Consider the following 12,742-nt stretch of genomic DNA (forward strand, 5'->3'; position numbering starts at 1 on the left):
CCGCTCCCACAGGAGCACTGTGGCCCGGCGGGTGCACCCGGGCCTCGCCCGGCCCGGTTGTCACATGGGCTGGCCCAAGTACTGGTAGGTCTGCAGCAGGAGGGCGGCCGATCTCTGTGGATTCGGCACGGGCTCCTGCTCGTACTTGCACAGTTGCAAAGACGCGTTCCAAACGGTCGACACACGCTCGAACCGTCGCTCTGAATAGGCAACCAGCGCCTCCTCAAGGTCGGGGAGCTCCTTGACGTATTGTGCGAGGATCACGGCATCCTCGATCGCCATGCCGCCGCCGGAAGTCATCTGCGGGGTTGGCGAATGCGCTGAGTCGCCTAGCAACACGATCCGGCCGCGGTGCCACGGTTTTGGCAAGAGCGTGATGTCGTAGGGGCGGACCAGGACCTGCTGGGGCTTGGTGACCTGTGCCAGTGCGTCCTGAATCACCGAAGCCGTGAAGCCTGCCAGGCGCTCGCGCACGAGGACGTCCAGTTGGTCATCCGGCCAATGCAGGTGCTCGGCGCTGTTCTCGAGGAAGAACAGGTAGCACGTTTCCTTGGAAGTCGGCAGCGCGCCTACGGCGCGCTTGCCGTCGGCCGAGCGGTAAAGGCAGAAACCATCGACCTCGGGCGGCCGAGGCGCATTGAAACGCCAGACACTTTGACCTGCGAACCAAACCCGATGCTCGGGCCCGAAAAATTTGTCCCTCAGCTTCGAGTACGCGCCGTCTGCGGCCACCACAAGGTCGTACTCAGCTTCGCGACCATTAGAAAACACGACTTCCACATGGCCGCCGCGATCCGTCACTGAGTCGGCAGTAATGCCGCGCTCCATCCTCGCTCCCGCCTCGCTGGCCGCGGTCTCGAGGATGCGGGCAAGCTCCGGTCGGCGTATGCCAATCCCTGGGGGGGTCGGATTCGACATGAGCAGGTTGCCCGCGGCGTCGTGCTGCTTGAATACCTCGAACTTCAGCCCACTGTCCAGGCAAGGCTCGGCCAGCCCGATCTCGGAAAGTGCGCGCATTGTGTTGTGGAGCAGGCAAATTCCTGAGCCGATCGTCGACCTGTTCGGTTGGATGTCGATGCAATGCGTCTCGACGCCCGCGCGGGCGAGCGTGTACGCTGACGTAGCGCCGCCGATGCCGCTGCCGACCACAAGCACTCTCTTCAGTTTGTTCATAAGTTGTCTCCTTTTCAATGACTCGTTGGTGCTTGCGCTCGTGCGGTTTCAGTTTCAAGCTGCGGTGCACGGCCACGCAGTTGCAGATAAAAGCAGAAGGCCAGAGCGTCAATGGCTACGGCAGCCCAGCCAATGGCGCCGTAGCCGAAGAACTTGACCAGAGTGCCGCCAAGAACGGGGCCGATGGCGGAGCCGATCATCAGCATTGCGGGCGTAGCAGAAACGGCCCGGCCTGACGGATCCAGCTTGGCCAACACGCCGAACGTGAAGATGTGGGTAAAGATCACCGCGGACACGAAGAAGGCACCAGCCGCCGCGTACACAGGAAATGTCGTACTCGAAACCAGCGCCACCGCCAGCGCAGCCTGCGCCATCGCGCCCCCGAGCACGACCTTTTGCGCATCCAGCTTGTGCTGCAGAAGGGCAGCAACCGCACCCGGCGCGAGATTCACGATCCCGACGGCAATTAGCACGAGCTGCAGGTTAGAGGGCGTGAATCCGCGGTCCGCGCCCATCCGTTCAAGGAAACTGAACACCATGGCCTGCGTCACATTCATCAGACCGATGCCGATCATGGCGCACCATGCAGCCTTGGGCAACGCAGCTGGTCGCAGATCGTGCAACGTGCTTCGGCTGATAGTAGGCGGCACATTCGGAAAGGCCACCGCTGTAATGACGCATGCCACGAGCATGATGCCGCCAAAGATGGCGAAAAGCCCCGAACCTCCAACCGCCGCGATAATCTGGGGCGCGGCAGCCATATAGACAACGCCGAACACACCCACACCTACCTGCATGAAGCCGAACATCCGATGCGGATTGCGCGTGAGGGCAACCGTGCCGTGAGTGATGCTCAACCCTGTGCCGGTGGCCAGCCCACCCAGCGCATGAAGCAAGGCGAGGGTCTCGAACTGACCGGTGCGCATACACGCGAGGAACGCGGCCCCCGAAATGGCGTAGGCGACAGGAACAATCCACCGGCCGCGCAAACGATTAAAGCGCGGAGCAAGGAACAAGCTCGCTACCACTCCACCCGCGAGAAACAAGGTCGCAAGCGCTCCAGCCTGCTGAGGATCAAAGCCAAAGCGAGCGATGAGCGTGCCGACCCATACGGGCAGCGCGACGATGTCCACCATTCCCGCGCAATGCGCGGTCATCAGCGCGATTCGCGCGCGCGGTTTGTCTGCAGCATTCATATTGCGCCTCCCTTGATCAGGTTGTCACTGGCAACGCGTGGCGAGTCGAGCCACAGCACTCCTTCCTCGTCGCTATGCACCTCCACTGGCCTTAGCGCCTGGCCCACACAAGGCCCCTTTGTGCAGACGCCGGTATCGATGTCGAACACGGCGCCGTGCCCATAGCAAACGATCGAGCTTCCATCGGCGCTCAGGTATGCGTCCTTGCGCCAGGCCAGCGGCGCACCGTCGACATGGGGGCAAGCGTCCAGCCATCCACGTACCTGGGCGCCGCTCCGGACCACGAACATGGGACCTCTCGAGGGACCAGAAGCCTCGAACCCGCGCGCGGTGCCGTCAGCTAGCTCTTCGAGCGTGCACAAGTACGTTCGCATGCAAGCGCTTTCAATGCGACTCGCCCGGAGGAGGAGGCCCGCCCGGCGCCCATTTCTCGCGATGCTGGAACAGGAAGATCTGCGATTCGTCTACCTGCATGGGTGCTTCACGCGCGACCCAGGTGTCGTCGTGCAGGTCCATGTCCGCGTCATACTCAACATGGCAGCCGACTGGGCTATTGAAGTACCAGAACCAGTTGGACCCGAACTTGTGGCGCCCAGGACCCCAGAAGCTCTGGTAGCCCTTTGCGACAAAACGGGACCCGCACTGAAGAACCGCCGTCGGACCAGAGAGGTGGAACGTGAAGTGCTCGACGCCCTTCATAAAGGCCGGAGTCTGGATCAGGAACAGCGTATGGTGGTCCAGCGTGCCTGCCGGCTGCAGGAAACAGCCGGCATCCGTGAATCGATCGGTGCAGCGGAAGCCGAGTCGGTCCACGTAGAACTTGGCGGCCTTGGCCTGGTCAGGCACGAAATACACCACGTGCGAAAGTGTCAGGGGCCGGTGCTCGGCATCGGCGTTCGCACCCAGGACATTCGGCCCACGGGCGGGCTTGCTCCCGGGCGAGTTCGATGCTTCTCCGGGCGCGTCGATCTTGCCCCGCACCGAAATCTGGAATCCGAGCACGAAGCCCATATCGTCACAGGCTTCAATGGACCCGTCGTGCAAGCGCTTCACTTCCCGGTCGCGACCAAGCTCCTCGGCGATGGCGTCCAAAGTCTGACGATCCGCGACGCCGTAGATCGTCTTTCGCAGCATCGTTCCAGTCTCCATCTGCGGGGGCAAGGATGCATCGTCCCGGCGCGCGATGACGATCGAGGTGCCGTCGACGGCCTCGAATCGCCCACCGGAATCGCTAACGCCAACCGGAGTCAGCCCATAGTCGGTGAAGAACTGAATGCAGGCCGGGACATCATCGACGCCGAAGACCAGGGAGTCAGGTCCGAGGATGTTCATCCTTGATTCCTTTTGTTCGAAAGTTAGAAGGCATGTCGGCCAGAGTCGAAGGCCGAAAACGCATCAATACTAGACGCATCGTTTCGCAATCGTTTAGGGACAAACCCTTGAATAGGAATGCGAAGCCGATGCAGTAGGGTTTCGTCTCAGTCGCGCTCGCCGCGGACTTGTACCTGGGGAGCTGGTCTAGGTGGTTTCCCGATCATTGCAATACGGCTCGTCTTGCAATAATTGCGGCGCTTACCGGGCGCGAATCGATCAGGGCGCCCTAACTTCGGAGAAAACCCATGACGATCTCGAGACGGCAGGTGCTAGGGACCGGCGCCGCGATGCTGATGACAACGTTTGCTGGCCAGTCGGCGGCGCAGGACTACCCCAACAAGCCCGTGCGCATCATCGTCGCGAACCCACCAGGATCGGGGCTAGACGCTGATTCGCGATTCTGGGCCGCAGGTCTGACGTCGTTGCTAGGACAGTCGGTGCTCGTCGACAACCGCCCGGGCGGGGCCACGACGATCGGTACCGCGCTGGTCGCTAAGTCGCCCCCAGATGGCTACACCCTTCTCGTCGGGATCCCGAGCTCGCTGTGCTACATGTCCGAGCTGTATACGAAGCTTCCCTACAAGCCCGAGGACTTTGAAGCCATCAGCCAGCTCACCACCTTGCGCAGCGTGATCGTTGCCCACCCCAGCCTACCTGTTTCGACGGCATCCGATCTCGTACAGCTGGCAAAGGCTAAGCCCGGGTCCATACCCGTTGGAACGGTCGGCATTGGGACGTTCCAGCATCTTTTGGGCGAGTGGTTTGGGACGATCACGGGAACGAGCTATCAGTTTGTCCCCTACAACACTACCAGTCCCTATACGGCACTGCTCGGAGGCGAGACCCAGGTGATGTTCGACGCTCTTGCTGCCTCGATGAGCAATATCCAAGCGGGCAGGCTGAAGGCGTTGGCCGTCACCGGTAAGGGCCGGCATCCGCTGCTTCCGACGGTGCCAACGTTTGAGGAGCTGGGCTTCAAGGAATACGACGCATCGACTTGGTTCGGCCTTCTTGCCCCCGCAGGCACCCCAAAGCCCATACTGGACATGCTGGCTTCCGCATGCGCCACCCTGGCGCGCAAGCCGGAGGTCATCCAGAGGTATCACGAGTACGGTGGCGAACCGGTCGGGAGCACGCCACCAGAGTTCTCCGCGTACATCCGCGCTGAACGAGCGAAGTGGATTCCGGTCGTGAAGCGCTCCGGAATCAAGCTCGAATTGGGTTGAAGCAAGCCAGTCATATGCCACATACCCTGCGAGTTCTTTGGTTCGTACCTCCGCCAGTGGCCGTCGTAGCCGAATCTAGGTCGATGGCGACAGAAGTGACCATTCAGGCCGCGCGCAACCCGTCGTCCGATGCCCAATTCGAGGCATTGGCGTCAGGGCACGCGGATGTCGTTGTCACGGCGATGGACAACGTGATGGACTGGAACCTGCGCGAGGGCCCGCGAGACTTTCGCGTTTTGGCGCAACTCGAGCGCACTACCCCCTTGACCGTTGTTGGACAACCAGCTCACACGTCTCTCGAGGACTTGCGGGGCGGCACCATCCTGGTTGATTCACCCCGCAATGGATTCATCGTCGCATTGCGCGCCATGATGGCCGATGCCGGCATTGGTTCGGAGACTTATGCCCTGGAACCGGTGGGTGGCGTAAAGGAAAGACACGATGCCATCCTCGCCGGGCGTGGCGACGCCACACTGCTGGGCCCACCATTCGACGCCATAGCGCTTGCGGCGGGCCTTACCCGGCTCGCGACAGTGCAGGATCGCTACCCCACATTTCCAGGGCAGGGCCTCGTGGCTAGCGCGGCCGCCCTGGAGAGGCTGCGTCCCGCTCTTTCCCTTTGGCTCCAAAGCCTTGAGAACGCTCGCGAGAGCATGGAGAAGGAACCTGAGGTTGCACGAAGAGCGCTGGTGCTAGCAGGCTTCACGCCACCAGCGTTGGACGCCATTCTTGGCGTAACGCAGCCGTCTCTTGTTCCGAACCGGGCCGGCATCGAACTTCTCATCGAGCAACGCCGGCGCGCAGGCCTGCCTGGGGCCGCCACGACCTACGAAGGCCTCGTGGAAAACTCGTTGCACGGGCGCTGACGCGGCCCACTTGTGGCGGATCGAAACGGCTTCTCTCATGGCCGATTCCCTGCTGGACCTTCGTCACTTCGTCGCCGTGTACGAAGAGCGATCGTTCACGGGGGCCGCACAGCGCGAGCACGCGACCCAACCCGGCGTTTCGCAGCACGTGCGCAGGCTGGAGGCGCAGTTAGGCACCCGCCTGTTCTTGCGCGGCACAGGACAACGCGTGATCCCCACGCCTGCCGCGGACCTGTTTTACACCGGGGCAACGGATGTGCTGCGCACGCACGCGGCCGCAGTGGCAGCGATAAAGGCGAGCACCGATGGGCTTCAAGGCGAGTTGCGCATCGGCCTCGTCCCGGTCATGGCCCGATCGCTGCTCGCGCCGGTGTACACGCAGTTCCTCGCGATGCACCCAAACGTGGTCCTACGAATTGCCGAAGACAACACCGCGCCTCTGGCCAGCAAGGTCCGATCGGGCGAACTGCACTTAGCAATCGCGGTAGCGGGCGTGGAGGACACCGGCGTGCGGAGCGAGCGCCTGTTTTCTTCGCCGTGCCTTCTGACGTCCCGTTGGAACGGTCCGTTGCCGCACCTCGCAGGGGTTGACCTGCGCGAGATCTCTCCGCTACGCTTGATCGCCCCTCCGCCACCGAACGCGGCGCGCATACGCCTGTCGGTCTACCTCGCCCGGCAGGGTGTCAGAGGCGAGCAGTGGCTCGACGTCGATTGCTTCTCCGCGACGCTCGGCGTCGTTGCGCGGACTCACTGGATGAGCATCCTGCCAGGCATCGTGCTGTTACCGGGTTTGATGCGCCAGGAATTTGCCGCGAGCCTGATCGGACCCGAGGGCTTCGACTTCGAGGTAGCTTGCCTGCAGCCCATGAGAGGCTCTTTGTCACCCCAGGCGAAGGCATTCCTTGACCTCATGCTGGTCGAAGCACGGGTGCAGCACTCGCAACTCTCCTCGCTCATGCCGCTGCCTGAAACAGCTCATTCGATTTCATGATCTTGATCGCATCAAAAGATGATTTGGCGCGCGTGCACTGCCTCCCTAGAGTGGCGCATCTTTAAACGGAGGTTCCGCATTGCGCACTAGTGCCAATCAACCAGTTGTATCTGGCCTTGCCTCAGCGATGCCGCTCGATGGTGAGTTCGACTACATCATCGTCGGAGGCGGAACGGCGGGCTGCACGCTGGCTTCGCGCCTTTCAGAAGACCCGACAATTACGGTCTGCCTGCTCGAAGCCGGCGGTCGAGGCGATGCACTGCGCATTCAAGTTCCCGGGGCCGTAGGTTTCGCGCATATGGCGCCCGACCTCGGCTGGCGATATTCGTCAGTCCCGCAGCCTGGCCTGAACGGTCGGCGCATCAATCTGGCGCGCGGTCGCGTGCTTGGCGGAACGAGCGCAATCAACGGCATGGTCTACTTCCGCGGGCCAGCGACGGACTACGACGAATGGCGCCGCCTCGGCAACGAAGGCTGGGGGTACGAAGACGTTTTGCCATACTTCCTGCGATCCGAGAACAACTTTGACTGGCCCGAGAGTCGCTTGCATCACAAGGGCGGGCCGGTGGCAATCAGTTCGCTTGCGCAGCTCAATCCGCTGGTACCGCGATTCCTCCACGCCGCGGAGTCGCTGGGCTACCCGCGATGCAACGACTTCAATGTCGCTGCACCCGAAGGTTTCGGGGCACGGCAACTCACCATCCGTGCCGGCCGCCGCGAGACGGCATCCACCGCATTCCTCGATCCGGTGCGTGGTCGCAACAACCTCGCTATCGTCACCGGCGCGTTGACCCACCGGATCGTGTTCGAGTCGCGCCGCGCGGTCGGCGTGGAAGCCGAATGTGGGGGTGCCGCGAAGATCCTGCGCGCACGGCGCGAGGTGGTGCTATGCGCCGGCGCATACAACACCCCACAGGTCTTGCTGCGCTCGGGCGTCGGCCCGGGCGAGGAGCTGCAGGCGTTGGGCATCGCACCCGTTGCGCACTCTGCCGATGTCGGGAAGCATCTGCGCGACCACGTGTCCGCCTTTGTCCAGGTGCGCAGCCCCGCAACGTTGTCCTATGCTTTATCGCTGCGTGCGCTGCCGCGCTGCGCGTGGAACTTGCTCGAGTACGCGCTATGGCGCCGGGGGCCCCTGGCCAGCAACTTGTTCGAAGCGGCCGGTTTCGTTCGCAGCCAACAGGGCACGTCGGTTCCGGACGTCCACATCGTCTTGAATGCTTTCCGCCGACCACGGGCCGGCCGCATCCTACCTACGGGGCACGGTTGCGCGGTCTTGGCCACCGTCCTCCGGCCTTTCAGCGAGGGAAGCGTTACGCTCGGCGGACCGGATCCCCACGCAGCGCCGCTCATCGACCCCGGATTCCTGCAGGACGAGCGCGACCTGCAAACCATCGTGAGGGGCCTGAAAACCGCCCGCAGCATCCTGAACTCAGCGGCTTTTTCCGACCTGCAGCACAGCGAGACGGATCCCGGCCCGGACGTGCGGACGGACGGCGACTGGGGCGAATACGCGCGGCGCAATGCGTTCTCGGTGTACCACCCTGGAGGTTCCTGCCGCATGGGAGCCGACGCGCAGGCGGTCGTCGATCCCCAGTTACGGGTGAGAGGCGTGGAGCGTCTGCGCATTGCGGATGCGTCGATCTATCCAACGCTGATCAGCGGCAATACGAACGCGTCCGTGATGATGATCGCCGAGAAAGCTGCTGACCTCATCCTCGGCGGTACCGCACCGACCCGTATGCCCGTCCGGACAGGCACCTTAGCCGAGACATACGCGCCCGCACAGCGCGATCCAGCGTTCACCGCCTGACTCCCAAATTTCGAACCATTGGAGACACCATGCACAGCTCTACCTTGCGCCGGCAAGCCCGGCGCAAATTCCTCATGCTGGCTGCTTCGGCTGCCGCGCTAGGCGCCACCGGAGTTGGCGTGTCTGCGGCTGAATGGCCTTCGAGGCCGGTGCGGCTCGTCGTTGTATTCCCGGCTGGGGGCAGCGTCGACAATTCGACTCGCATTTTTGCAGACCGACTGCGCGAGCTTCTGCGGGTGCCGGTGATTGTGGAAAACCGTCCCGGCGGATCCACCATCGTAGGCACGCAATCGGTCCTCTCCGGACCGCGCGATGGCTACACATTCCTCGTGAGCATTCCCTTGACGATGTACCTGCCAGTGCTCCTCGCGAAAGTGCCGTTCGACCCTCAAGAGGACCTCGTGCCCGTCGGCCCGCTCACCTTCGAGCAACTCGTTCTGGTTGCAAGCGCAAAGTCGGGTATCGCCAGCTTTGAGGACATGCGCAAGCGCGTTCAGGCTGACCCCTCTCAATATTCCTTTGCCTCCTACGGGGTCGGGACAGACGCGCATCTTCTGGCTGTCCACCTCGCCAAAGAATGGGGCGCGAACCTCTTGCACGTGCCGTACCCGGGAGGGCTGCCATCCGTCCAGGCCGTTGTCTCTGGCCAGACAACGTTCACTATGGGGCCGGCCGCCATCTGCAAACAGTTCATCGACAGCGGGGCATTGGTACCTCTTGCGGTGCGCGGACACCCCCGCTCGCCGTTCTACCCTAACGTGCCGACCCTTACCGAACTCGGTGTCGCTGGTTTCAAGAATCCGGTGTGGTGTGGAGTGTTCGCCGCGCGTGGGACGCCGCCCGAAGCCGTGGCCGCAATGGCAACTGCCTTGCGCGAGTGCGCCCTGACACCGGCGCTGCAGGCACGGCTGCGGCAAGCGTTCAACGTCTCAGCCGCGATGGATCAGAGGCAGTTCGCGCGCCTGGCACGAGACGCCGCGGACATCGACGGAGTCATGTTTCGCGCAGCCGGTATCCGCATGGATGGCTGACAGAGGACACCCCCCGACATGCTCGAGCCTTTTCCCGGGAACTACGTCTGGAACCTGTCTATCAACCTCGCGCTGATGGCGGGTGGCAACCATGGCGAACTGGACGAAGCCTGTCGCGTCGTACGCGAAGTGGCAAGCCGCAACCAGGACGCCGACGCCGCCCTCCTCTTCGACGCGCTTCTCGCCATTGCCAACAAGGTGATCGCGATGGCGGATCGCGACCTCATGAAGGGACGCCGTCTTTCGGCGGGCATCAAACTCCAGCGGGCCTCGGGCTACCTGCTGGCGGCCGAGCGGATGCAAAGCCGGGACTATGAGCCGCGCCGCAAGGCTTATGACGACGGCCTGAAGTATTTCCGGCTCGCGCTCGAGCTGCAGCAGGACGACACCGAGTTCGTCACCGTCCCGTATGAGGGGCGACAGTTCCCGGGGTTGTTCGTGAAGGCGCCGCGCAGAGCCGATGGACGCCCAAGCCCCTGCGTTGTCTGCTGCAATGGACTCGATTCGATGAAGGAGCAAGCCTGGCTGGTCGGCTTGGCACAAGCGTTCGCACGCCGCGGGATCTCGACGCTGCTCATTGACCAACCAGGATCTGGCGAAGCCCTGCGAAAGTTCCAACTGCCGGGACGCCACGACGCGGAGGCCTGGGCGACGCCAGCATACGACCACCTTCTCACGCGCAGCGATGTCGACCATGGGCGTATCGGCATGGTTGGTGGTTCGCTTGGAGGCTATTTCGCCCCGCGCGCTGTGGCAATGGATCCGCGCTACAAGCTGTGTGCAGTGCTAGGTGCGAACAGCCACTGGGGGGAGATGCAGAAGCGCCGTCTGGCGCGGGAAGGTGATCGACCGGTTCCCCACTACTGGGAGCACGTGATGTGGGCCTTTGGCAAGCCGACGATCGAGGAGTTCATGGCATGGGCGCCCAACATGAATTTAGACGGCGTCATCGAGAAGATCCGCGTTCCCTTTCTAATCACGCACGCCGACGGGGACCGACAAATCCCGGTCGACTATGCACGCCAGTCGTACAACGCTGCATCTAACAGTCCCAAGCGGGAGCTGTTCATCACGACAAGGGACGACCTCGAAGTGGAGCACTTCGGAGCCGACAACGGAACGGTCGCCCGGGACTACATCGCGGACTGGCTCCGCGAGACGTTTGCCGAGATATGAGGCCACGCCTTGCCGAGCACAACCAAATTCATTAAGGAGACAGATCTCATGACGACTTCGCCCGGTCGCGTAGCAAACCTCATCCGCGAAGCCACCCGCGATCAGGCACCTGTTCCTTCCCGCCGTTCGGTCCTGCTGGCCGCCGTCTGCTTGACTGCGACTGTGGGCCGCGCGCAGACACTACGGGAGAGCTCGTATCCCGTGCGCCCCATCCGCCTGATCGCTCCGATTCCGCCAGGTGGCCCGACGGACTTTGCCGCGCGGGCGCTGGCCAACAGCCTCACCCGCGAACTCGGGCAACCAGTTGTCGTCGAGAACCGCCCTGGCGCGGCCGGAACGTTGGGGACAGCACTGGTTCAGAAAGCGCCACCAGATGGCTATTCACTCGTTATGTCGACGCTCTCGACCCAAATCACCGGGCCACTCCTCGTACCCAAGCCGTCGTTTGACGGCGTTAAGGACTTCACGGCAATCGGCGGCTTCATGCGCATGACGGTCGTTCTGCTTGCAAGTCAGCGTGTTCCAGCGGGCAACTTCAAGGAGTTCGTGGCGTATACCAAGCAACGCCCGGACCAGCTGAACTACGGCACACCGGGCATCGGAAGCGCTCCCCATCTCGTGACAGAAATGATCAAGGATCGCACCGGCATTCAGATCACCCATGTAGCCTACAAGGGCGGGGCCCCCATGTTGCAAGCACTGGTGAGTGATGAGGTGCAGTTGGCAGTCGGAGATCTGACGACTTCGATGGCCTGGATCAAGGCCGGGAAGGTGAAGCCGCTGGCCGTCTTATCGGCCCAAAGGTCCCCGTTGCTCCCGGATGTTCCGACGCTTCTTGAAGAAGGCGTGCTCGATGCACCGGCTGATTTCTGGGCCGGCCTGGCTGGCCCTGCCGGCATGCCGTCCGCCGTCGTCGCCCAACTTCACGCAGCGCTCGGAAGAGTTCTCGACCACCCGGACATGCGCGAATTCTTCGCTAAGAGCGGCGCCGAACCCTCGGCCACCGACCCAATAGAACTGCGGGACCTCTGGGTAATGGAACAGCGACGGTGGGCCGAAGTGATCCGTACCAAGAACATCCGTGCCGAATGAAGAACCTGAGCGTCCTTGCCACTCATCTATCGTTGAATGATCAACTCAATCGTTCGAACAGAGTCTCTTGTCGAGGACACGACATAGTCGAAGCGGGGGTTGATCGACCAGCTCGTGCTTTCGGCTGCCATCGATTGACCTCTGTTCCGAAACCACCACGGCAGCTCACGCAAGCCTGCGCTTCCTGGCCGGCGTTGCAGCGGCATCCTTCTGTTCGGGCGTCAGCATTTGCATGATTGCTGCGCAATGCTGGTCCGCAAACTTCTTGTCCAAAGGCAGGTGCCTCATGAGCAGTCGAAAATAAATGGGCGCATAGAGAATGTCCATTTGCAACTCCGGCTCCTGGTCGTCTCGGATTTCACCTCGCCGGCGCGCTTCTTCGAGCACTTCGCGAACAACGGCCCGACGCCCGTACCAGAATCGCTCGCGGAACTCGCGGAGCACATCCGGATCGCTCTGCCCCTCGGCCATGATTTGAGAGACGATGCGCCCAGACCAGCCGTTGTATTCTTCGATCAACAGATGGACATGGCGCGTAAGAGCTTCCCGCGGGCTCTCCACCTTCGGCATGGGGGTGTGACTCAAATGGGTATGGAGGAATGCCTCTATGACCACCGCGGCTTTCGAGTTCCACCACCGGTAGATCGTCGCTTTGCCCACCCCTGCCTCGCGCGCTATCGATTCGATCGAGATCTGCTGCACCGGGGTTGTTTCCAGAAGCTTCAACGTGGCCTCAAGGATGGCCATGCGCGATGCGTCACTTCGAACGCGCCCGGGCGAGCGTGCGCGAGGCGTAGCGAGACC

General features: G+C 62.6%; 12 protein-coding genes. 7 read left to right on the forward strand and 5 right to left on the reverse strand.

Annotation, left to right across the window (positions count from 1 at the left end; genetic code table 11):
- Nucleotides 1-60: 60 nt before the first annotated feature.
- Genes AC1D3B_RS21565 through AC1D3B_RS21580 form a run of 4 tightly spaced genes read right to left on the reverse strand, consistent with a single transcriptional unit; the run spans nucleotide 61 to nucleotide 3,701 of the window.
- On the reverse strand, nucleotides 61-1,173 hold the full coding sequence (locus tag AC1D3B_RS21565; RefSeq protein WP_478192713.1) for an FAD-dependent monooxygenase: 1,113 nt from the start codon (nucleotides 1,171-1,173) through the stop codon (nucleotides 61-63).
- Nucleotides 1,174-1,187: 14 nt separating this feature from the next.
- Nucleotides 1,188-2,369, reverse strand: coding sequence for an MFS transporter (locus AC1D3B_RS21570; protein ID WP_478192714.1), 1,182 nt, complete (start codon nucleotides 2,367-2,369; stop codon nucleotides 1,188-1,190).
- A complete protein-coding gene (locus tag AC1D3B_RS21575; RefSeq protein ID WP_478192715.1) occupies nucleotides 2,366-2,743 on the reverse strand; it encodes a Rieske (2Fe-2S) protein in 378 nt (125 codons plus the stop codon). Before AC1D3B_RS21575 ends, AC1D3B_RS21570 begins: the two co-directional genes overlap by 4 nt.
- A gap of 10 nt (nucleotides 2,744-2,753) precedes the next feature.
- The gene (locus tag AC1D3B_RS21580; RefSeq protein ID WP_478192716.1) at nucleotides 2,754-3,701 is read right to left on the reverse strand and encodes a VOC family protein; all 948 of its coding nucleotides are present in this window, start codon (nucleotides 3,699-3,701) and stop codon (nucleotides 2,754-2,756) included.
- Nucleotides 3,702-3,988: 287 nt separating this feature from the next.
- Between AC1D3B_RS21580 and AC1D3B_RS21585 the strand changes: the two genes are divergently transcribed.
- The 7 genes from AC1D3B_RS21585 (at nucleotide 3,989) to AC1D3B_RS21615 (ending at nucleotide 11,938) form a co-directional block, all read left to right on the forward strand.
- Nucleotides 3,989-4,969, forward strand: coding sequence for a Bug family tripartite tricarboxylate transporter substrate binding protein (locus AC1D3B_RS21585; protein WP_478192717.1), 981 nt, complete (start codon nucleotides 3,989-3,991; stop codon nucleotides 4,967-4,969).
- Between the two features lie 83 nt (nucleotides 4,970-5,052).
- Nucleotides 5,053-5,835 (forward strand): ABC transporter substrate-binding protein, encoded by a 783-nt coding sequence (locus AC1D3B_RS21590; protein ID WP_478192718.1) that lies wholly within the window; start codon nucleotides 5,053-5,055, stop codon nucleotides 5,833-5,835.
- Between the two features lie 37 nt (nucleotides 5,836-5,872).
- Complete coding sequence (locus tag AC1D3B_RS21595; protein WP_478192719.1) at nucleotides 5,873-6,826, forward strand: LysR family transcriptional regulator; 954 nt, start codon at nucleotides 5,873-5,875, stop codon at nucleotides 6,824-6,826.
- Nucleotides 6,827-6,953: 127 nt separating this feature from the next.
- On the forward strand, nucleotides 6,954-8,639 hold the full coding sequence (locus tag AC1D3B_RS21600) for a GMC family oxidoreductase (RefSeq protein WP_478192720.1): 1,686 nt from the start codon (nucleotides 6,954-6,956) through the stop codon (nucleotides 8,637-8,639).
- Nucleotides 8,640-8,668: 29 nt separating this feature from the next.
- Nucleotides 8,669-9,670, forward strand: coding sequence for a Bug family tripartite tricarboxylate transporter substrate binding protein (locus tag AC1D3B_RS21605; protein WP_478192721.1), 1,002 nt, complete (start codon nucleotides 8,669-8,671; stop codon nucleotides 9,668-9,670).
- A gap of 18 nt (nucleotides 9,671-9,688) precedes the next feature.
- Nucleotides 9,689-10,846, forward strand: a complete 1,158-nt coding sequence (locus tag AC1D3B_RS21610; RefSeq protein ID WP_478192722.1) for an alpha/beta hydrolase family protein — start codon at nucleotides 9,689-9,691, stop codon at nucleotides 10,844-10,846.
- 48 nt (nucleotides 10,847-10,894) lie between these two features.
- Nucleotides 10,895-11,938 (forward strand): Bug family tripartite tricarboxylate transporter substrate binding protein, encoded by a 1,044-nt coding sequence (locus tag AC1D3B_RS21615; RefSeq protein ID WP_478192723.1) that lies wholly within the window; start codon nucleotides 10,895-10,897, stop codon nucleotides 11,936-11,938.
- Between the two features lie 165 nt (nucleotides 11,939-12,103).
- On the opposite strand, the gene AC1D3B_RS21620 is transcribed toward AC1D3B_RS21615, so the two are convergent.
- Nucleotides 12,104-12,685 carry a TetR/AcrR family transcriptional regulator gene (locus tag AC1D3B_RS21620; RefSeq protein ID WP_478192724.1) on the reverse strand — a complete coding sequence of 194 codons (582 nt, stop codon included), beginning with the start codon at nucleotides 12,683-12,685 and terminating at the stop codon, nucleotides 12,104-12,106.
- Nucleotides 12,686-12,742 lie beyond the last annotated feature (57 nt).

The organism is Variovorax sp. P5_A3 (genome assembly GCF_056400665.1).